Genomic DNA, 20,725 nt, shown 5'->3' on the forward strand with positions numbered 1-20,725 from the left:
TTCACCATTCCTTTTTTTAAATTAGTAAATCAAACCGACAACGCCTGCTGTTAAGAAGCTGACAAGTGTTGCACCGAATAACAGCTTTAATCCAAAGCGTGCGACAACGTTCCCTTGTTTTTCGTTTAAGCCTTTGACTGCTCCAGCAATGATACCGATAGAAGAGAAGTTCGCAAATGACACAAGGAATACAGAAATGATCGCTTCTGTACGAGCACTGAAATGCAAACTATCTCCATTTAGAGCAAGCATTGCCACAAATTCGTTAGATACCATTTTCGTTGCCATAATGCTTCCTGCTTGTACGGCTTCGCTCCAAGGTACACCGATAAGGAAAGCAAATGGAGCAAACACATATCCAAGTACATCTTGGAAAGAAACACCGATGACAGCTGTAAAGATTCCATTAATCATCGCAATTAATGCAACGAATCCAATCAACATCGCAGCGACAACAATCGCTACTTTGAAACCATCCATAATATATTCGCCAAGCATTTCAAAGAAGGATTGCTTTTCTTCTTCAACGACTTCGAGCATGTCTTCGTCCTTAGCTACTTCATATGGATTGATAATAGACGCGATAATAAATCCACCAAATAGGTTCAGCACAAGTGCTGTGACCACGTACTCTGGTTTAATCATTTGCATGTACGCACCGACAATAGACATCGATACTGTCGACATCGCAGATGCACATAATGTATAAAGACGCTGCTGAGGTAACAATCCAAGCTGCTTCTTAATAGAAATAAACACTTCTGATTGTCCTAAAATCGCAGACGCTACTGCGTTGTAAGATTCTAGTTTCCCCATACCGTTTACTTTGCTAAGCAAATAACCGATTCCGCGTACGATAAGCGGAAGGATACGCCAATGCTGCAAAATACCGATCAATGCCGAAATAAAGACGATCGGCAGTAAGACGTTGATGAAGAAAGTTGACGCATTATCATTCATTAACCCGCCAAATACGAAGTTGATTCCTTCGCCGGCATAGCCTAGAAGCATTTGGAATCCTTTTGCAAAGCCGCCGACTAGGAAGTTTCCAACACCTGTATTGAGCAGAATATAACCTAAAATAAATTGCAGTACAATCATGACAAATACTGGACGGAATTTTACTCGTTTTTTCCCGTTACTAGCCAGCCATGCAATGGCGAGAATCACCAGCAAACCGATGATACCAATCAAGTATTTCATGTTTTTCCTCCTCGAATGAATTCGTTTACATTAATGCGATTGTATGGAACAAACCCTATTTCGTAAACAAAGAGCGGAAGAAATTCCCAGAAGTGAGATCCTTCCGCTTATGACTTTTTCATCATTTATGAGTCACGAATGTTATCCTACCATAGGATCGTATGAATTAATAGTCTTTCGAAGGAGCTGATTGATCCCCTTTGATAATGGAAACGCCTGCACTGGCACCAATACGGGTAGCGCCTGCAGCTGTCATGGCTTCAACGTCTTCTTTTGTTCTCACGCCGCCTGATGCTTTTACACCAATGTCAGGTCCAACTGTTTTACGCATTAATGCGATATCCTCAACTGTTGCACCGCCTGTACTAAATCCAGTCGAAGTTTTCACAAAATCAGCGCCAGCTTTTACTGAAAGCTCACAAGCTTTGACTTTCTCTTCATCTGTTAATAAACAAGTTTCAATGATGACTTTCACTAAGGCTTTGCCTTTTGCTGCGTCTACAACTGCACGAATATCTTGTTCAACTGCATCATATTCGCCGTCTTTCAATGCCGCGATATTGATGACCATGTCCACTTCAGTTGCACCGTTTTCAATTGCATCATTTGTTTCGAATGCTTTCACTGCTGTTGTGTTTGCACCTAACGGGAAACCGATGACTGTACATACATCAACGCCTGTTCCTGCTAGTTCCTTTGCTGCAAGAGATACCCAAGTTGGATTCACACATACGGATGCAAATTGATGAGTTTTTGCTTCTTCAAGTAACTGCATAATGGCAGCTCTAGATGTATCTGGTTTTAGTGCTGTATGATCAATGAGCTTTGCTATCGTCATGCTTACACTTCCTTTTAATTATGATACTTTCATCATATATGACCAATGAACATTTGTAAACATAGTTATGAAATTTTGTTCATCTATTTTGTGACATTTAAAAGAGCCTTTGCTGTATGCTGATCAATAATCAATACGTTCGCATATTTTCCTCTTAGTGCCCCGTGGATAGAAGCAACCTTGCGATGTCCACCAGCAACAAGAATGGAGCGTTCTTTTGTCCTTAAATCATCAAGCTCCACACCAATAGTGCGGTTGTTAATCGCTTCACTGCAAATGCGCCCTTCCTGATCATAAAAGCGCGAACAGATGTCTCCGACGCTGGATGCTTTGAGCAGCGCTTTTTCTTCTTCACGGAAATAACCAAGTCTAAACAAAAGTGCTTCATCTCTTACCGTTCCAACAGTAAACACAGCAATATTCGCCTGTTTCCCCATTTCAATGATGCGCTGAATATGTCTGTCCTGCTCAACCATCTCCTTGACGGCAGCACTGTCAAATACGACAGGAAGCGGCAAATAGCGCGGTGCTGTTTGAAAGGCCTCAGCAAACAGCTGGATGGTTTCCGCAGAATATGTATTCACATGGGAGTGGCTGATCCCACCCTTCAGCTGGACAACCTCCACACCTTTGACCTGTTTAGGTTGCATCTTTTGGGCAATTTGATACATGGTGGTTCCCCAGCTCACACCAACGATATCACCGTCTTTCACTGTGTCTTGCAAGTACTCGGCACCAAATTGGCTCAAGTATTCGGTAATCGTTGGATAATCATCTTTGGGCGAAAACACCACATGAGCTTCGAGCAGGTCATATTTTTCCTTGAGCAATGAAGATAGCTCATTTAAGTCTTCAAATGGGTCCATTACCGTTATCTGGACGTACCCCTTCTCCTTCGCATATTGAAGCAGCCGAGACACAGTTGGTCTCGACAGGTCGAGTTGTTTGGCAATTTCCTGCTGGCTGTAATCCGATAAATAATAAAGCCTTGCCGCTTCAATACTCAGTTGTTGTTTCTCCCGATCCATTCGTACGCCTCCTTTTTTCTTCTATCATAACAAAATGTTCATCTTATCATGCACAAATGTTCATTTGAAGAAAATCGTATAGGCGGCTTGGAAGGTTTCATTCTTCTCTAAAGTTTGAATACCGAACTTTTCCTTGTACTGCCCATTCGCCCCTTCAACATCGGCAATACCGTACCAAGGCTCAATACATACAAATGGAGCCATTGTGCCTTTTTCTTTATTATAAGGTGACCAAATACCAACAAACGGAAAACCAGTGAGATCAACCTCAACCCCGTGACCTGCCTGAGAAATCAATGACACTCGATTGATATGACTATAGATCATCGCATCATGCTGAAAAAGCTCTGGTCGAAGCTGAATCGGTTCAAGTTGAATGCCTTTTTCTTTCTCCCTGACAAGTGAATTTTTTAGTTCATATTGGACAGGAAGATACTCAGTGGAAGGGGTCAATGTCAGGTAGTAATCTGCTGTGCGCTCACCTTCAACAAGCGGGACATGAAATGCGGGGTGCCCTCCAATGGAGAAATACATCGTGTCATCTCCGTCATGATCAATTTCCCAGGAAATCGTCAGACCATTTTCCGACAGCTCGTATCGAATACGGGCGGTAAATTCATAAGGATACTGCTCGATGTGGCGGCCTTTTGATTCATATTGAAAGGTCACCGTATGTTTCGTTTCTTCATATAAATCAAAATCAACATCCCGCAAGAATCCATGCTGCGCGAGCTCATAGGTTTGATCACCTATCTTGTATTGGTCATTCTTTAATCGTCCGACAATTGGAAATAAGACTGGCGACACCCTGCCCCAATAAGCAGGATCGCCAGACCACATATAGTGACGTCCGCTTTCCTTGTGAAGCACCTCTCTGACCTCAGCACCTCTCTCATTGACCTGAATCAATAACTGACCATTTTCAATCGTTCTCATTCCACACATCCCCTTTCCTTCTTCTTTTATTATGACAGGGATTTTGGTTTTGAGTATAGAAATAAAACAGCCTTCCAGACCATCAATTCTTTCTTTATATAAAAATTTTAAAAAAAGACAGAAATTCGCCAACAAAATGTGATGCTGATTCGTCTAATCTTATATAAAATAAAAGAATCGTTGTTCTTTTGGAGTGACAACAAAAAAGAAGCGTTTTGACATAAATGGGGGATTCACTTTCATGAATAGCAAGGAAAATCGTTTACGTTATATATTAGGATTAGATGGGCTACGGGCTGTTGCTGTATTGGCAGTCATTGCTTATCACTTACATATCGGACCTGCGAGCGGCGGGTTTCTTGGCGTTGATTTGTTTTTTGTGATTTCTGGGTACTTGATTACGACGATCTTGTTACATAAGCAGGATCTGAGCTATCACGAGCTTTTACCATTTTGGATGGGCCGGATCAGAAGGCTTCTTCCAGCTGCTTACGTGATGATTTTTTTAACCGTCAGCTGGTGTGCGATTGCGGGTTCGAATGCACTATTGTCCATTCGTGGCGATGCCTTATCGTCCTTTTTTTATGTCAGTAACTGGTGGTACATCTTCCATCAGCTGTCTTATTTTGATAGCTTCAACGCTGTATCTCCACTGAAAAATTTGTGGTCTTTGGCGATAGAAGAGCAATTTTATATCATTTGGCCGGTTCTATTGATTGCAGGACTAAAATGGGTGAAAAATAGATCCCATTTGCCAATGATCACCTTTGGCCTTGCACTTGTTTCCGCCTTATGGATGGCGATTCTTTATTCACCAGATACCGATCCAAGCAGAGTTTATTACGGAACAGATACTCGTGCATTTGCGCTCCTGATTGGGTGCAGCCTGGCATTTGTATGGCCCATGCAAAGACTGTCCAGCAAAAAGTTACTTCCTGTTGGCAGACGTATTTTACATATCGCTGGTTTTGGTTCGTTTGCGGTTTTTCTTTTGTGTGTTTATGCAGTGGACGAATTTGACGGCTTTCTCTATCAGGGCGGCATGCTTTTATTCTGTCTAAATGCAGCGATTTTAATTGCGTGCATCTGCCACCCTGCAAGTCTTTTGGGAAAATGGCTCTCCTATCAGCCGCTCGTCTGGCTCGGAAAGCGTTCTTATGGTATTTATCTATGGCATTATCCCATCATCGTGCTGACCACCCCTGTCATTGAAATTGGACAGCCTTCTATGGGGCGTGTCGCATTGCAGATCATGGCCATTTTACTCATTGCAGAGGCCTCTTACCGCTTCATCGAACAGCCGATTCGCCGGCTTGGCTTCAGACAATATTTTGCCTCTTGGTCTATTTGGAAAAAGGGATTCAAACAATGGTCTACGTCTCATAAAGTGTTCCTTGGAATCGCAGCAGCTCTTTTGATCTTATTTACCATTGGCATGTCCAGTTCGTCCCATACGTCCCCACATGCCAAGGAAGTGACACAAATTAAGACGGCACCGAAAAAAGCAGGAGACTCTGCGGAACCAAAAGCTAATAAAAAGAAAGAAAAACACGAGAAGAAAGCAGCAGATCAGAAGCAGTTTCACCAAATTCTTGCTATTGGTGATTCCGTCATGCTGGACATTGCGCCAAATCTTGAAAAGGCATATGCACAAATCACCATCGATGCAAAGGTTGGCAGACAAATGAACGAAGCCGTCAGCATCGCTCCTCAATATGCTTCATTTAATCAATCTGATGCCGCTGTTATTATTGAACTTGGCACGAATGGCTATTTTACTGAGGGCACATTGACAGCATTCATTCAGCAATTTTCAAAGGCGCACATTTTCCTTGTGAACACGAGAGTCCCAAGGTCTTGGGAAAATGATGTGAATGCAGTCATTCAGCGAGTGGCCGATCAACATTCCAATGTGACCCTTGTCGATTGGCATTCAGCCGCTACCGGACAGCCCTCTTATTTTCAGCCTGATGGTGTTCACCTTTCAACAAAAGGCTCTGACACATTGACACATCTCATTACAGCGAGCATCAAGAAAAAAGGAGATGTGTCATCTTCATCATAAAAAGACTAGCATTCTGCTAGTCTTCTTTTATTCCGTCAAAAGGATGGCTCTAACCGCTAACACCCGCTTTTCCTTCGTTGTTTGATCCACCAAAGCAAAATCACCGTTCTCATACGCTAGAGAAAATACTTCTTCGATATGAAAAACACCTGTCTGAAACCGCCTGTTCAATAAATGCAGAGCCGCTGCAATGGCGACTTGAGCTGTTGCTTGAGACTCGTCGCGCCCTTTTATTCCAAGCGCTGCTTGATGAATCTTGTTCCCATCCATTCCTGTAGCCTCCACTTTCACTGCATATTGATCTGTTCCCATTTGAGCAGATTGAATCATGGAAATGGCTCGTTTCTTGATTTTCGGCACAGTGAGAAGGGACGTCATTCCGAGACTCCTTGTGAAGGCAAATGCACGCGTTGCCGCGCGGGAATCAAAACAGAGCCTTGTCGTCACAGAAGGCACGCGGAGCGTCGAAGGCAATGTCTGCTGATCAGAGAAGGGGAACTGATAGGCATGCCGCTTTCCAAGACTTCCACCAAAGTCTATCCGTTTACCTCCAGTAAAGCTTTTGACTCTTTTACGCTGATGATGCTTAGTAAGCACATAGTCAGTATGGACTTGATCAAGCGTCCATTCAATAGCGGCTTTTCCATGCTGATCACCCAACCCAAGCATAATCCCTATATCTATTTGATTCACTGATGAGAGCATAGATGCTGCTTTCGCTGCCAATAAATTCGTAAGGCCAGGCGCAAGCCCGACACTGAGCAAAGCTGTTGCACCGATGTGCCGCTGATCCAGCTTTGCCACCTGTTCCATGTACGTTCCCTTTGCGGAGATATCTATATAATCAATGCCTGACCGCAGAACTGCTTCAGCAAATGACGGTTCTTCTTGATCAAGGCACATGATCACCAGCTTTGTTTTATCCATCCAGTCCGAAAATAACGGCTCACTGACATCTAGTTGATAAGGACGAACCTTCCCTTTTGTGTGGCGTGAAAATTTCTCTGCCTTCTCATAGCTTCTGCCTGCCGCAACAATTTGCCCGGGATACACTTCGCTTAACTGTAGACATATTTGCTGTCCAACATGTCCATAGCCGCCAATCACCATCACCTGTGATCTCATTTCTCATCCGCCTCTCTTCGACCTCGCTTGCAAACAAGCCCTTTGATCATTCCTGCCTGAAAATAAGGTCTGATGTCTTCAAATCCCGCTTTGATTAAATGCTCTCTTATCTCTTCCTCAGGAACAGGGTGTGTCGCGTGTCCCAGCCTGTTTTTAAAGGATGTAAACACTTCTTTTTCTAGACCCTGCCGCTGCATGAAAAGAGAAAGCATGAAAAGCTCCTGTTGAAATGTATGGGACTTCATCTCTCCCTGTATAAATGCCAACACAAGCGGTGCATCTGGTTGAAGCCTGCGGGCAATCTCCTCTAAAAAGGGCTGGCGCTTTTCTATAAAATGAATCACAAGCAAACTCATCGCTGCATCGTAAACAGGTTCAGCAGAAACCTTATCTAATACGGTCTCATGCCATGTAACACGCGCCTCCATCTGAAGCTGTCCAACTCGCTGTTTCGCCATATCCAGCATAGAAGGTGACGGATCGATTCCTGTGATGAGCCAGTCTTCTTTTCTTTGAAGCATGTTGATGATCTCTTCGCCCCCGCCCGCTCCAACAGTCAAAATGCGAGAAGCCGCTCCCTTTACTTCAGTTTCTAATACGTCTATTGCCAACTCATGCAATAGCTGATAGCCGGGTACTTTATGAGCAATCGTGGCTGCGTATGATTCAGCTACGGGATCGTGCCAATGCTGGGTTCCTTTCATGTCCTTCTCCTCCAGTTCCTTTCCGCTTTACATCGTTTCCTGTACACTAACGGTATGACATCTTTATTGTAAAAAGAGACATCAAAAAACACGATCCCTAAAAGTGGGGATTTTTGTTTGAGGAGGAGATCATGTGACCAATCCAGCCACTCATTTTCAGCAGCTGAGACAACACATTCGGGACGAGCTTGCTGCCGTCCTTGATTTTGATGCCGCCTGTATCACGACCATTGATCCAGCCACTCTCCTCTCGACAGGTTCCTTCACAGATGAACCGATTGAAGAAATTCATGATCAGCTGTTTCAAAATGAGTTCTTAAAAAAGGACGTGCATCAACATGAGTCTCTAGCCAAAGGCCCTATTCATGCTGCGAGCTTAGTCCAAAGCGGGGAATATCTCAACAGTGATCGCTACAGAGACATTTTGTTGCCTAAAGGATGGTCTGATGAATTGCGGGCAGCCCTTGTGATTCAAGGAGAATGCTGGGGTATTGCCAGCCTATATCGTCTAAAGGACAAGGAACCTTTTCAAGAACAAGATATCCGAGCGGTCATCGAACAGACGCCCAGACTCGCAGCCAAGCTAAGAGATGAACTTTTCAAGAAAAGAGATACTGAAGAGGATGACGCAGCGGAGCAGCAAGGTTTCCTCATTCTCTCACACGATTACAATCTTCTTTATGGAAATGAGACAGGGCTTCATTGGCTTCATACATTTCAAGCCTTTGAACAAATCCATGACAAGGCGACCATGCCGCGCCCGTTCAGAGCATTAGGGGCTAAACTTTTATACGGAGGTATCGACCAAACAGCGGCAAGCATGACGAGAATGCCTACGGGGCTGTTCCTCTCTCTTCAAGCATTTCGATTAGCGCAGGCAGACGGGCAGGAAGAGGCTGTCATGATTCACATCAAGAGAGCCCAAACAAATGATATTCTTCCTTATGCGGCAAAAACGTACCGGCTGACAGAAAGAGAGATGAACGTCCTCGACTGCTTATTAAAGGGACAGTCTACAAAGGAAATCGCCAGTACTTTATTTATTTCAACCCATACCGTCCATGATCATGTGAAGGCGATGCTGCAAAAGACAAATTTGAGCAGCAGACGGATGCTTGTTTACTTTTTCTCTCACATATAAAAAAGCGGCTACCTCACTGGTAGACCGCTTTTTTGTTTATTTTCCTAAAACTAACTCATGCAGGACATGTGCTACTCCGGCTTCATTATTAGATTTTGTCACAACATCCGCTACGGCTTTGACATCATCAATGGCATTTCCCATGGCAACGCCGCAGCCCGCAAATTCCAGCATCGATACGTCGTTCCCATTGTCACCAATGGCCATGACCTCTTCACGAGCAATTCCCAGCTCTTTCGCCAGCAGCTTCACGGCGTTTCCTTTGCTGACTTCAGGATGCAGGATTTCAAGGAAGAAATCTGTGCTTTTCACCATCATGTACTTGTCTTTTACTTCAGATGGAATGGCTTGTATCGTCTTTTCCAACCGTTCTGGCTGATCAATATACATCATCTTCGGAAGTCTCATTGAAGGATCTGCCTCTTCAACAGGTAAATATTTAAGCGGCAGCTTTGTTAAATAAGATTCAAGTACTGTGTATTCACTAATATCACGATTCGGTGTGTACAAATGAGCGGAATCGAAATAATGCATCGGTGTATCGAGCTCACGGCTCAGCTCATATAAAGAAGTCAAATCATCATAGGATAACGTCAGTTCTGACACCACTTCATTTGTATGACTGTTTTGGACAAGCGCCCCATTGTAGGCAATCACATAGTCTCCTTCTTGATTGAGCTGAAGATCATCTAGATAGCGATTCACTCCACCAATAGGTCGTCCTGTACATAATACAATCTTAACTCCCTCTGCCTTCGCCTGTTGAATGGCCTCAAACACCTCAGCTGTCACCATATGTTGATCATTTAATAACGTACCATCCATATCAATTGCAACTAATTTATACATTCACTGGTCCCCTTTTCTCAGCAAAAAACGTGCTGTCACTATTTTGAGCCATCATCTATATGATGACAGGTTATATCATTACTATTTACCTATTTTAGCCTATCGTTTTTTCATCACGCTGTCTACTTGTTCTCACCTGTAACAAAATTGTCATCTGCCTACTCTATTATATCGTATTCTATTCATCCTGCTTTAAACAGAGTTTGTGCCCTTTTCCAATGGGAAAATGAAAACAAATGTTCACGACTGAACATTTTGAAACTAGCAAATCTAATTGTATGATGGATAGCAAAGAAAGGAGGTGCAGGGAATGATTACGTTTACTAGAGGTAAATTGTCAAAACTGTCTGGTGTGCATATTGAAACCATTCGTTTTTACGAAAATGAGGGTGTGCTCCCCGAACCAAAGAGAGCACATAACGGCTATCGTTTATATGATAAAAAATATGTACTCATGCTTTCCTTTATCACAGAAGCAAGAAAGCTAGATTTCTCACTCAAAGAAATTAGCGAAATTATCAAATCACTATTTGAAAAACAATCAAAAACAGAAGCTGAACAGCTGCTCGAACAAAAAGTTGAGGATATTCAACACTCCATTCAAGAGTTAAAGAAGAGGAAGGCTGCCATTCAATTGTTAACAAAACAAACATTAGCGGACATCAGCTAATTGTAAGGGCTGCCAAAAATGTGCCGGTGTTTGCCACTGGCACCCCTCTCCGCCCAGGCCTCAAGTGCACGTGTAATTCAAACATCAGTTATACTAGAGACAGCTTTACTTGATATCAAACGAGTGGAAGGGGTTTTGAGTAGAATGAACATTGCAACCATTGGAACAGGTGTGATTGTGGAAAGCTTCTTGCAAGCGATTGAACAGCTTGAAGGCGCTTCTTGTCATGCCGTCTATTCAAGAAAGGAAGCAACGGCAAAGAAGCTCGCAGACCAATTTGGTGTGAAAACAACTTATACGGACTTAACGGCTATGCTAGAAGATCCGAACATTGAAGCCGTTTATATTGCATCACCGAATCGTTTACATAGCGAGCATGCCGCAGCTGCATTGGAACACGGAAAACATGTGATTTGCGAAAAGCCTTTCACCTCTAATGTCAAAGAGCTGGAAGCCTTAATCGCACTCGCAAAGGAAAAGCAGCTTCTCTTATTTGAAGCCATTACGACCGTTCATATGCCAAACTATCATTTGATTAAAAAGCACCTTCATCAATTAGGTAAAATCAAACTGGTTCAATGCAACTATAGTCAATATTCAAGCAAATATAATCAGCTGCTAGCCGGCGAAACGCCAAATGTCTTTAACCCTGAATTCTCCGGAGGAGCGTTGATGGATATTAATATCTATAATGTCCATTTCATCATGAACCTCTTCGGATCACCAGAACAGGTCCGCTACCAGGCAAACCGTCACCCAAATGGCATCGATACATCTGGTGTTTTGACTATCACCTACAATGATTTCATTGCGACAAGTGTCGGCAGTAAGGATACAAGCAGCATGAATTTTGCATTGATTCAAGGAGAAAAAGGCTTCATTCATGTGAAAAATGGGGCGAATGGCTGCGAGGAAGTGTTACTTCATGTGAATGATCAGGTGACCTCACTCAATGCACAAACAAATTCAAACCGTCTGTTTTATGAAACAGAAGCTTTTCAGCACATCATTGAAACAAAAAATTATGAACAGTGCTATGCATGGCTTGATGAAAGTCTCTCCGTAATGAAAGTCCTTGAAGCTGCAAGAAAAGATGCAGGTATTGTTTTCCCAGCAGATCAATTTTAATCAAAAAAACCGCCTTCTATGCGAGAGGGCGGTTCTTGATGATTAAATACTCTTTGAATAGGCCACAAGGCGCTGAGACATGTGGTTCACTTCATCGACTGAAGCATTTACTTGCTCTGTTAAAGCAGCCTGTGTTTGCGTAAGAGCTGTCATGTTCGAAATATTTTCAAGAATTTCATCAATTTGCGTTTTCATTTCCGTTAAACTAGATTCGATATTCTCCGTTGCATTGGCACTATGAAGCGCCAGCTTACGCACTTCATCTGCAACGACTGAGAATCCTCTTCCTTGCTCACCAGCTCTCGCTGCCTCGATCGCAGCATTTAAACCAAGCAGGTTCGTTTGGTTCGCTACTTCTTTGATCAAGTCAGAAATATTTTTCGTCTCATCTGCACTATTTTTTGCTAGATTGGCAGCAGATGTTGACTGCTCTTGTGCGACAGCAAGCTCTTGCGCTTGGTTTGTCACAGAGCTGATGCCTGATACCATCTCGCTGATCGAACTTGAAAGCTGTTCTACTTGTGAAGCCATTTCATTCGCTGTTTTCTCTTTGTTTTTTTCTAACGTGATGTCACGAATGGTTCCAGCCACACGAAGAGGAACACCTTTTTCATCACGAATGGTTTCACCACCAGCATGATACCAGCGATACTCGCCATTTTTGCTCTGCAATCTGTAATCAATGTCAAATGGTGTGCGTCCAGAGTGATCATTTAAATGATCTGCAAAAGCTTGGAGAGCCTTTTCTTGATCCTCAGGATGCAGGCGATCGCTCCAGCTGCTTAACACGTTCGGGAAATCCTTTTCATCCGTAAAACCAAGCGTTTTTCTGAACTGCGGGGACCACCAGAACTCGTTATTCGGATTGACTGGATCGCCGGCCTCTACGACCATGTCCCAAGGAGCTTCCACAAGCGCACGGTTGATCAAGTCATATCTCGTCACGAATGCTTGCAGCTCTTCTTCTTTCAATTTCTGATCATGAATATCAAAAAGAGCTCCCGCTACACGAAGAGGGACGCCATTTCGATCACGAATGGTCGTGCCAGTTGCTTTGAACCAGCGATAATCTCCGTTTTTCAACTTCAAGCGATATTCGATATCATATGGTGTACGTCCCGAATGATCCAATAAATGCGAAGAGAATGCATTTAAGGTATATTCTTGTTCATCCGGATGGATTCGAGATGCCCAGCTGTCTAATACATTTGGAAAATCGTGCTCATTTTGAAAGCCGATCATTTTGCGGAAATCATCCGTCCATGTGAACTCATTTTTTGGATTGACCGGATCTCCAGCGACAACGATCATATCCCATAAACCAACTTGAATGGCTTTTGTCACTAAATTCATCCGCATTTGAATATCTTCATTTACTTCCTGCATCTTTTGCAAAGCTTCATTTATTTGGGCTACTGCTTCAATCGTTTGACTTGAAGAGAATGCAGCAGTATCTATTCTTGCTGAAAGGTCTCCCTTCTCAATTCGTTCTACTAATTGACTACTTTCATTTAAAAGGGTTCCCAACGATGAATCATTCGCTTTTCTCATAAACATCTTTCATAACTCCTTTCACTTCTTCCTACATTTTTGAAATATTTTACAGTTATAAACAATTCTTTATTAGGACTTTAGTATCACAAAAGATATATCGACAAAAACTGAAAATTGTTTATGTCATAATGAAGGCAAATGTTCATTTTTTCACGAAGTTTCATATTTTGGTGATGGATGATGGAAAGGATTTATGGAAAAAAACGGCTCGTTTGAAAGAAACAACCGCCTTTTTTGTCTAAAAAATCTCTTTTTTTATATTGACACTGACTTCCCGAAAAAAGAAAATGGAACATAAGCATTTTTAAAAAAGGAGAACGTCATGAGCGCGAATCAGGAACAACAAGAATTAAAAAAGCTTTTATCACCGCGTCACATTCGCATGATTGCATTGGGCGGGGTCATTGGTACAGGAATTTTTAAAGGAAGTGCCGATACAATCGGTTTAGCAGGTCCAGGGGTCATCTTTTCCTATGTATTTGCCGGATTATTATTGCTCATCGTGATGGCAGCCTTAGCTGAAATGGCGATTGTCTATCCGGGAAATAACCTTCGTGACCTGATACAGATTGCGCTTGGTCAACGTTTTTCATTTGTCGTCGGCTGGGTTTACTGTTTCATGTGGCTCACTGTGTGTGTCATTGAGATTATCGCGGCAGGCAGCTTGCTTCAATACTGGATGCCGAACGTGCCGCTATGGTCACTATGTTTACTCTGCTCACTCTTAGTCATCGGAATTAACTTAAATAATGTAAAATACTTTGGTGAAATTGAGTTTTGGTTCGCTGGAATGAAGATTTTCGTTATTATTGTGTTTATTATTCTTGGTGCAGCCCTATTATTTGGGATCATTCCGAACGAACAAAGCACACCTGCACTCACCAACTATCAAAACTTCGTCCCGAACGGATGGGGTGCGATCTTTGCATCTTTATTAGTCGTTATCTTCTCTTACGGGGGCTCTGAATTGATCGGGCTGACCATTACAGAAACAAAGGATGCCGAGAAGGTCTTGCCTGGTGTTGTTAAAAGTATGATGTGGCGTATTATCTTATTTTACACTTTGCCGATTTTGATCATCTGCGGACTCATTCCTTGGAATCAAATTGATCCAAATAACAGCCCATTTGTTCAAGTCTTTTCAGCAGCCGGTATGCAAGGCGCCTCTCACTTCATTAATTTTGTATTGATTACAGCCGTTTTATCTGCGGCCAATTCTGGCATTTATGGAACGACGAGAATGATGCATTCTCTTTCTAAATCAGATGGCGGTCCGAAAAAGCTGGCACAGGTCAATAAAAGAGGCGTACCCATTTTGAGTTTATGGGTGACCGTTCTGTTTCTTCTCATCGGAACATTCTTTGCTTACTTATATCCAGAGCAAATTTTCAGCTATATGCTGGCTATTCCTGGTTTTGCTGTTTCACTCATTTGGATTAGCATTTGCATGGCACATCTGAAACTTCGCCCGAAATATCCACAGGAGCCGTATTTTAAGGTGTGGCTGTTTCCGTATTTGACTTTATTTGCAGGTCTTGTACTAAGTGTGAGTTTTGTGATGTTTCTATTCAGACCAGAAAACTTGCCTAGCTCGATTATCAGCATCGGTTTCTTAGTCGCAGCCATCATTGCTTCATTCTTAATGAAAAAGAAGGCTTAAACGCTAAAACCCACCATTGAGGCGGGTTTTTTTCATGAGCTGCTGGCTTCTGTCACTTCAAAATCAACCGACGCTTTTGGGATACCGTTGATGATAATCGATAAAGTATGGGTTCCCTCATAATGTTTTCTCGTCGTCATATTTTGAAAAGACTGTGACCTGACGAATTCTCTATGTAACGCTGAGCCTGTTTCAAACTCTGTAATTTTAAATACCTTCTGATTGCGGGTCCCCCGAGCTTTGACGTAGTCTATGGCATACTCTACACGCAGCTTTAGCGGCTTATCGGCCTGAAGTGTAAAATGAAAAGTCATTTTCTCACCGATCCGAATAGGGTCTTGTACTATCTTCAAATCCGTTACCTGAACGGATGGATCGTCTCCATAGCCAAACAAAGCCATGATATCTGGATCTCCTTTTTTGAGTAAAGTACGGGATGCATGTTTGACAATCCAGTTCGTATGTTTGTTAGTTCCATACCAGTTTTGAACTGTCTGCTTCATCAGATCAGGCTGAATTGCTGAGATATCATTTAGATGGTTCGCTACACTTTTTTGCACATACCGCGCCGAGTCAGACTTCAAATTTTCCAAAATCGGCAGTGTGACCGAAGGATTTTTTTTAAGCGAAGGAACAGATAAGCCCCATGGCAGACGCGGTCTGCAGCCTTCACTAGCAAGCCTCCGTATATGCTCATTTTGATCCTGAGACCATACGAGCATTTGCGCCAGCATTTTGTCTTGATCTTGAATCAGAAATGGCCGAACGGCAAATTCAGAAGTGGAAAAAGGCGTGAAGAATTCGAGCGCCTTGATCGAGAGATCCCAATGTGCAAGGCCATATGTCTCGACATAGTCTGGAAATACGAGCGCACTAAGCCCTGAAAAATGCGGGGCTGCCTGACGCAGTACCTCAATTGCCTGCTTATAATCCTCAGGCAGACAGGCATGCATCGATTCAGTGACTCTTCTCATCCGTCCTTTTAACTCAAGCTGCTGCCAATCCTCTTGAAGCACGAGCCGCTGGAATTGCTCAGCATCAAATACAGTCGAAGCCTGTACAAGTTTCTCCGCTAATTCTTGAATAAATAATTCATGGTACACATGTTTTAATGGTTCGATCGTGTCCGCCTCCCACATCTCAATATCATTATTTTACCCCAATCTGAAGAAAGTGGTATCACAACAAGCAAAAACAGCCCAATTCCAAAGAACCAGGCTGTTGTTCGCTATATAAACATATTAATGATCATAATAAATGCAATAGCACTAACGGAAATGATCGTCTCCATAGCCGTCCATGTCAAAAACGTCTCTTTAATGGTCATACCAAAATACTCCTTGATCAGCCAAAAACCAGAGTCATTGACGTGAGATAAAATTAACGAACCCGCTCCTGTGGCTAACACAAGCAGCTCTCTGCTCACATCCGGCATAGTTGCAGCAATTGGGGCTACAATACCTGCTGCCGTCATCATAGAGACCGTCGCAGATCCTGTTGCTACACGAATCACCGCAGCAATTAGCCAGCTTAGCAAAATCGGTGAAATCGGCGAGTGTTTGGCTACATCTGCAATATAATCACCAACGCCCGAATCAATGAGCACATTATTGAAAGCCCCGCCTGCTCCAATGACAAGCAAAATGGAAGCGATTGGTCCTAAGCACTCGTTGCTAAATGAAAGCACTCGGTCACGGCTCATTCCTTGCATAAAGCCAAGACTGAAGAAAGAATACACCGTTGCAATCAGCAGTGCTGTAATTGGATCCCCGATGTACTTGAATACCTGGAACCACATATTGTCCTCTGGTAAGATAATGTCCGCCAATGTGGCAAGAAGCATCAGAATCACCGGCACCAATATGGTAAACATCGTATTCGCAAAGCCGGGGAGCCTTCGATCTTCATTTCGTTCAGTGAATTGCTTCCTCAGCATCTCCGGAACTGGTTTATGTATCCGTTTTCCAATCCACTTACCATACAGCGGTCCAGCAATAATCGCTGTCGGCAATCCGACAATTATAGAAAAGAAAATGGTTTTCCCCACGTTGGCATGATAGATGCCAACGGCTGCCATTGCCGCTGGATGAGGCGGCACTAGTCCATGCACGACAGACAAGCCAGCAATTAACGAGAGCCCAATTGTCACGAGTGAGATGCCTGTTTCAATGGCAATTGTAAAAAGTAAAGGAATGAGAAGAACGAAACCGACCTGGAAAAAGACAGGTATCCCCACGATAAAGGCAACAAACATCATTGCCCAATGCACATTTTTCGTCCCAAACCGGCCGATTAAAGTTTGAGCTATCCGCTCTGCTCCCCCTGATTCAGCCATCATTTTCCCAAGCATTGTACCAAGCGCTAGAACAATGGCCAGCAATGATAACGTATTGCCTAATCCCGTTTTAATCGATTGAATGATTTCCTGCAAATCCATTCCAGTAGCAAAGCCCACTAGCATCGAAGTAATAATTAAACTCACAAATGGATTCAGCTTAGCGACTGTAATGAGAATGAGTAAAAGGACAATCGCCGCAATCACGATGAATAAAAGCATGTTCTCCCACCTTTTCCCTGATGTTTAACGATTTTGTTTTAATTGCAGCGCACTAATGACATCAAATTCATCCTTCAGTTTGTCGTAGAGACGCTCATATAAATAAAACAGCTCTATGTAAGTTTCATTGTTCTTCATATTAGGTTCATGACGAGCAGAGATTCGAATCCACTCTTGAACCTCTTCTATCTCTTCCATATGACCTAAACTATGAAGTGCGAGGACAGCCGCCCCAAGTGCTGACGCTTCATAACTTTCTGGAACAAGTACTTCTCTGCCCATCGTATCCGCTAAAATTTGCCGCCACAGCGGAGATCGTGCAAATCCGCCCGAAGCTCTGACATCCTTTGCAGAACCGGTTAAATCTCTTAAAGCAACACCGATCGAGAAAACACTCATAATGACGCCTTCTAACACAGCTCTAATAAAATGCTCCCGCTTATGCTGGAGACCGATCCCAAAGAAGGTGCCTCTCGCATTTGGATTCCAATAAGGTGCACGCTCACCCGATAAAAATGGCAGAAACAGCAGTCCCTCTGAGCCTGCTGGAATCTTTTCCGCAATATCCATCATTAAATCGTAAGGGTCCACACCAAGGCGCTTTGCTACCTCCACCTCTGAAGATCCAAATTCATCCTTCAGCCATCTCAGCATGATTCCGCCATTATTGGTCGGTCCTCCCACAACCCAATGTTTATCTGTCAGCGCATAGCAGAACGTTCTTGATTGCTCATCTGTGATTGGTTTGTCTACAACCGTACGGACCGCACCGCTTGTCCCAATCGTAACAGCCACCTCTCCTTTTCCAATCGCGCCAACACCTAAATTCGCTAGAACGCCATCATTCGCACCAATCACAAATGGTGTATCTTCTTTAATGCCCATGCGCAGTGCAATCTCAGGCTGAAGTCCTCTCAGCTGATACGTCGTTGGGACAAGTTCAGACAGTTGACTGGCTTCAATTCCAGCAATACGAAGCGCCTGTTCATCCCATTGAAGCGTTTCCAAATGGAACAGACCTGTTGCTGAAGCGATTGAATAATCGACGACATACTGACCGAAGAAATGATAAAGAATATATTCTTTGATAGAAATAAATTTCGCTGCCTTCTTGAAGAGATCAGGTGTCATTTCCTTGATCCAACGTATTTTTGAAAGCGGTGACATTGGATGGATCGGTGTACCTGTCCTTTTATAAATGTGGAAGCCATCCATATCTGATAAGATTCGTTTCGCTTGTTCTGCACTTCTGTTATCTGCCCAAATGATACTGTTCGTTAACGCCTTGCCATCCTCATCCATCACAATTAAGGAATGCATCGCAGTACTAATCCCGATGCCAATGAGATTTGCTACATCAAATGCTGCTGTCGTCAATGCACCTCTTACACTCGCAATGACGGCTTCTAATATCTTTTCAGGGTCCTGCTCAACCCATGCTGGCTGGGGCTGAATGAGATCATAAGGTACTGAATGCTTCGTTATTACTTTCCCCTGTGGTCCAAACAGAACCGCCTTTGTACTTGTTGTTCCAATATCCAAACCAATTACCGCCTGGTTTCCCTTCATCTGTATCACGCCCAATCATTGATTTGAAATCAGATATGTAGTTTTTGATATACCTGTTAAATCCCATTATAAAAATATTTTTTTCGACATTCAACGACCGAAAAGAAAATTATTTTCATCCAAAAGCTCACAATCGTTACCATAGCAGCATTTTTCATCATCAGAAAAATTTATTTTTGGAATCATTACACCCTTTTTTGTGATATGGTTTCTCGCATTTGCTTTAAATTTGTTATTGTTTCCTGCTGCCTTAAGTGAGCAAGTGCAAAATATAGAACGTCAATGACAGTCAGCTGAGCAAGTCTTGCAGACATCGCTTCTGTTCGAAAAGCCGTTTCTTGCGTCGCTGTATACAACGTGACATCTGCAAGCTGACTCAATGGAGAGCGCTGATAGCTTGTAATGCCGATGGTTTTGGCTCCTTTTCCCTTTGCTGTTTTCATCGCATCGAGTAAATCTTTATTACGTCCAGAATGAGATATACCGATCACTGTACTGTGCTGGTCAAGGAGACCAGCAGACATCGCTTGAAAGTGAGAATCTGTGTGAACAATACAGTTGATACCTGTCCTCATAAATTTATGAAAAGCGTCTGTTGCAATGAGTCCAGACCCACCACTCCCATAAAACTCTAAGCGTTTCGCTTCATGTATGATTTGTATGGCCTTTTCTACATCCTCTGGATTCAACAATTGAAAGCTATCCTTTAAAGCGGATATATTCGCCTGAAAAACCTTTTGCATAAAAATCGCTGTATCATCATCAAGACTCATTTCTTCATCTACATAATTAGGCTTTGTTTGGTCTATTTCCTGGGCAATAGCAATCTTCAAATCTTGAAAGCCCTCAAATCCAAGCCTTTTACAAAGACGAAAAATCGTTGCCTCTGAGCTCGCTGTCTTTTTCGCAAGTTCTACAATAGACAAATGGATGATGTCGCGGGGCTCACTCGTAATATGTTCTGCAATTCCTTTCAGCTTTGGCGGCAATCCCCTGCTTGCTGCTCGTATTTTTTCAATACTACTTAAACTAACAGAAGCCAAATGACTTCACTCCTCCCTTATTGATGTGAACGCATACATTTCCTCATGTTCCCATCTTATAAAAAAGAAGCCTGTTTGCACAGACTTCTTTTCTAAGCATTCATCGTTTTGATTAATAAATCAGTTGGCTTCCTCCAAATTTTATACTACACACTTTAACTCAGCAATCTATTACATTATCTTCAACTACATTTTCTATATTTCTTTTTAGAAATTTTAAGCATTTTACCCTTATTTCTTCTAAACTATCACTTAATTCATGTGGTATTAAACTTTCTACATCTTCAAGTTCTGTTCCCAAATGAAGTATATTTATCAGTTCTTCATTTATTCCTTTCTGTTTTAAAATATCGATAGTTCGCGAACTGAACATAAGCTTTTCCGCTTCTATAGTGATTAATCCTTCTTTTAGCGATATTATTACACCAATAATATTTATAACAATGATCCTATCTAAATCTTCATATGAAGAATATTTGAGTTCAATTTTATTCATCAATCATTTCACACTCCAACCTTTCACATCATACACCAAACCAGATTTACTTTGAAAATAATGCACAGAAACCTTTTTTCCGTCTTTATATCCATCTTTATATACTTTTTTCCAAGTCCCTCCTTCAATCTGTTTTAACTCCGATAACAATTTTTTATT

General features: G+C 42.5%; 18 protein-coding genes. 5 read left to right on the plus strand and 13 right to left on the minus strand.

Features of this window, described 5'->3' with window-relative positions:
• Positions 1 to 21: 21 nt before the first annotated feature.
• The 4 genes from MHH26_RS16525 to MHH26_RS16540 all read right to left on the minus strand — a co-directional run bounded on the left by MHH26_RS16525 (position 22) and on the right by MHH26_RS16540 (position 4,005).
• Positions 22 to 1,203 carry a NupC/NupG family nucleoside CNT transporter gene (locus MHH26_RS16525; RefSeq protein WP_282067683.1) on the minus strand — a complete coding sequence of 394 codons (1,182 nt, stop codon included), beginning with the start codon at positions 1,201 to 1,203 and terminating at the stop codon, positions 22 to 24.
• Positions 1,204 to 1,369: 166 nt separating this feature from the next.
• Entirely contained in the window at positions 1,370 to 2,041 is a 672-nt protein-coding gene (gene deoC / locus MHH26_RS16530; protein WP_340974106.1) for a deoxyribose-phosphate aldolase, read from the minus strand.
• An 83-nt stretch (positions 2,042 to 2,124) separates the two neighbouring features.
• Positions 2,125 to 3,069: a sugar-binding transcriptional regulator gene (locus MHH26_RS16535; protein ID WP_034660503.1), complete on the minus strand. Its 945-nt coding sequence runs from the start codon at positions 3,067 to 3,069 to the stop codon at positions 2,125 to 2,127.
• A gap of 60 nt (positions 3,070 to 3,129) precedes the next feature.
• On the minus strand, positions 3,130 to 4,005 hold the full coding sequence (locus MHH26_RS16540) for an aldose 1-epimerase family protein (protein ID WP_307500526.1): 876 nt from the start codon (positions 4,003 to 4,005) through the stop codon (positions 3,130 to 3,132).
• 241 nt (positions 4,006 to 4,246) lie between these two features.
• Here MHH26_RS16540 and MHH26_RS16545 point away from each other — a divergent pair, with 241 nt between their 5' ends.
• Positions 4,247 to 6,070 (plus strand): acyltransferase family protein, encoded by a 1,824-nt coding sequence (locus tag MHH26_RS16545; protein ID WP_340974108.1) that lies wholly within the window; start codon positions 4,247 to 4,249, stop codon positions 6,068 to 6,070.
• 27 nt (positions 6,071 to 6,097) lie between these two features.
• On the opposite strand, the gene MHH26_RS16550 is transcribed toward MHH26_RS16545, so the two are convergent.
• Entirely contained in the window at positions 6,098 to 7,195 is a 1,098-nt protein-coding gene (locus tag MHH26_RS16550) for a saccharopine dehydrogenase family protein (protein WP_340974110.1), read from the minus strand.
• On the minus strand, positions 7,192 to 7,899 hold the full coding sequence (locus tag MHH26_RS16555) for a class I SAM-dependent methyltransferase (RefSeq protein ID WP_340974111.1): 708 nt from the start codon (positions 7,897 to 7,899) through the stop codon (positions 7,192 to 7,194). The genes MHH26_RS16550 and MHH26_RS16555 overlap by 4 nt, the downstream gene beginning before the upstream one ends.
• Positions 7,900 to 8,032: 133 nt before the next feature.
• Between MHH26_RS16555 and MHH26_RS16560 the strand changes: the two genes are divergently transcribed.
• Positions 8,033 to 9,040 (plus strand): helix-turn-helix transcriptional regulator, encoded by a 1,008-nt coding sequence (locus MHH26_RS16560; protein ID WP_340974113.1) that lies wholly within the window; start codon positions 8,033 to 8,035, stop codon positions 9,038 to 9,040.
• A 36-nt stretch (positions 9,041 to 9,076) separates the two neighbouring features.
• Here the strand turns inward: MHH26_RS16560 and yidA are convergent, their stop codons facing one another.
• Positions 9,077 to 9,889 (minus strand): sugar-phosphatase, encoded by an 813-nt coding sequence (yidA, locus tag MHH26_RS16565; RefSeq protein WP_034660510.1) that lies wholly within the window; start codon positions 9,887 to 9,889, stop codon positions 9,077 to 9,079.
• A 310-nt stretch (positions 9,890 to 10,199) separates the two neighbouring features.
• Between yidA and MHH26_RS16570 the strand changes: the two genes are divergently transcribed.
• Both MHH26_RS16570 and MHH26_RS16575 read left to right on the plus strand, forming a co-directional pair.
• Complete coding sequence (locus MHH26_RS16570) at positions 10,200 to 10,559, plus strand: MerR family transcriptional regulator (protein WP_340974114.1); 360 nt, start codon at positions 10,200 to 10,202, stop codon at positions 10,557 to 10,559.
• 144 nt (positions 10,560 to 10,703) lie between these two features.
• Positions 10,704 to 11,687, plus strand: a complete 984-nt coding sequence (locus tag MHH26_RS16575) for a Gfo/Idh/MocA family protein (RefSeq protein WP_340974115.1) — start codon at positions 10,704 to 10,706, stop codon at positions 11,685 to 11,687.
• 42 nt (positions 11,688 to 11,729) lie between these two features.
• Here MHH26_RS16575 and MHH26_RS16580 read toward each other — a convergent pair whose 3' ends face one another.
• On the minus strand, positions 11,730 to 13,244 hold the full coding sequence (locus tag MHH26_RS16580; protein ID WP_340974117.1) for a methyl-accepting chemotaxis protein: 1,515 nt from the start codon (positions 13,242 to 13,244) through the stop codon (positions 11,730 to 11,732).
• A gap of 319 nt (positions 13,245 to 13,563) precedes the next feature.
• On the opposite strand from MHH26_RS16580, the gene MHH26_RS16585 reads away from it, so the two are divergent.
• Complete coding sequence (locus MHH26_RS16585; RefSeq protein WP_034660513.1) at positions 13,564 to 14,901, plus strand: amino acid permease; 1,338 nt, start codon at positions 13,564 to 13,566, stop codon at positions 14,899 to 14,901.
• 32 nt (positions 14,902 to 14,933) lie between these two features.
• Here the strand turns inward: MHH26_RS16585 and MHH26_RS16590 are convergent, their stop codons facing one another.
• The 5 genes from MHH26_RS16590 to MHH26_RS16610 form a co-directional block, all read right to left on the minus strand.
• Positions 14,934 to 16,040 carry a DNA alkylation repair protein gene (locus MHH26_RS16590; RefSeq protein ID WP_034660514.1) on the minus strand — a complete coding sequence of 369 codons (1,107 nt, stop codon included), beginning with the start codon at positions 16,038 to 16,040 and terminating at the stop codon, positions 14,934 to 14,936.
• Positions 16,041 to 16,129: 89 nt separating this feature from the next.
• Positions 16,130 to 17,458 carry a GntP family permease gene (locus MHH26_RS16595; protein WP_113767919.1) on the minus strand — a complete coding sequence of 443 codons (1,329 nt, stop codon included), beginning with the start codon at positions 17,456 to 17,458 and terminating at the stop codon, positions 16,130 to 16,132.
• 24 nt (positions 17,459 to 17,482) lie between these two features.
• The gene (gene gntK / locus MHH26_RS16600) at positions 17,483 to 19,027 is read right to left on the minus strand and encodes a gluconokinase (protein ID WP_034660516.1); all 1,545 of its coding nucleotides are present in this window, start codon (positions 19,025 to 19,027) and stop codon (positions 17,483 to 17,485) included.
• Between the two features lie 185 nt (positions 19,028 to 19,212).
• Complete coding sequence (locus MHH26_RS16605; protein WP_060597627.1) at positions 19,213 to 20,070, minus strand: MurR/RpiR family transcriptional regulator; 858 nt, start codon at positions 20,068 to 20,070, stop codon at positions 19,213 to 19,215.
• Between the two features lie 160 nt (positions 20,071 to 20,230).
• Positions 20,231 to 20,566: a DUF3969 family protein gene (locus tag MHH26_RS16610; protein WP_334750602.1), complete on the minus strand. Its 336-nt coding sequence runs from the start codon at positions 20,564 to 20,566 to the stop codon at positions 20,231 to 20,233.
• Positions 20,567 to 20,725: the final 159 nt, after the last annotated feature.

This window comes from Bacillus sp. FSL K6-2839 (assembly GCF_038003365.1).
In the GTDB taxonomy this organism is placed as follows: Bacteria; Bacillota; Bacilli; order Bacillales; family Bacillaceae; genus Bacillus.

Bases quoted from the DNA above. Each gene is read 5' to 3' on its own strand.
- MHH26_RS16525 (WP_282067683.1), bottom strand. From the start codon at position 1,203: ATGAAATACTTGATTGGTATCATCGGTTTGCTGGTGATTCTCGCCATT.
- deoC (WP_340974106.1), bottom strand. From the start codon at position 2,041: ATGACGATAGCAAAGCTCATTGATCATACAGCACTAAAACCAGATACA.
- MHH26_RS16535 (WP_034660503.1), bottom strand. From the start codon at position 3,069: ATGGATCGGGAGAAACAACAACTGAGTATTGAAGCGGCAAGGCTTTAT.
- MHH26_RS16540 (WP_307500526.1), bottom strand. From the start codon at position 4,005: ATGAGAACGATTGAAAATGGTCAGTTATTGATTCAGGTCAATGAGAGA.
- MHH26_RS16545 (WP_340974108.1), top strand. From the start codon at position 4,247: ATGAATAGCAAGGAAAATCGTTTACGTTATATATTAGGATTAGATGGG.
- MHH26_RS16550 (WP_340974110.1), bottom strand. From the start codon at position 7,195: ATGAGATCACAGGTGATGGTGATTGGCGGCTATGGACATGTTGGACAG.
- MHH26_RS16555 (WP_340974111.1), bottom strand. From the start codon at position 7,899: ATGAAAGGAACCCAGCATTGGCACGATCCCGTAGCTGAATCATACGCA.
- yidA (WP_034660510.1), bottom strand. From the start codon at position 9,889: ATGTATAAATTAGTTGCAATTGATATGGATGGTACGTTATTAAATGAT.
- MHH26_RS16570 (WP_340974114.1), top strand. From the start codon at position 10,200: ATGATTACGTTTACTAGAGGTAAATTGTCAAAACTGTCTGGTGTGCAT.
- MHH26_RS16575 (WP_340974115.1), top strand. From the start codon at position 10,704: ATGAACATTGCAACCATTGGAACAGGTGTGATTGTGGAAAGCTTCTTG.
- MHH26_RS16580 (WP_340974117.1), bottom strand. From the start codon at position 13,244: ATGTTTATGAGAAAAGCGAATGATTCATCGTTGGGAACCCTTTTAAAT.
- MHH26_RS16585 (WP_034660513.1), top strand. From the start codon at position 13,564: ATGAGCGCGAATCAGGAACAACAAGAATTAAAAAAGCTTTTATCACCG.
- MHH26_RS16590 (WP_034660514.1), bottom strand. From the start codon at position 16,040: ATGTGGGAGGCGGACACGATCGAACCATTAAAACATGTGTACCATGAA.
- MHH26_RS16595 (WP_113767919.1), bottom strand. From the start codon at position 17,458: ATGCTTTTATTCATCGTGATTGCGGCGATTGTCCTTTTACTCATTCTC.
- gntK (WP_034660516.1), bottom strand. From the start codon at position 19,027: ATGAAGGGAAACCAGGCGGTAATTGGTTTGGATATTGGAACAACAAGT.
- MHH26_RS16610 (WP_334750602.1), bottom strand. From the start codon at position 20,566: ATGAATAAAATTGAACTCAAATATTCTTCATATGAAGATTTAGATAGG.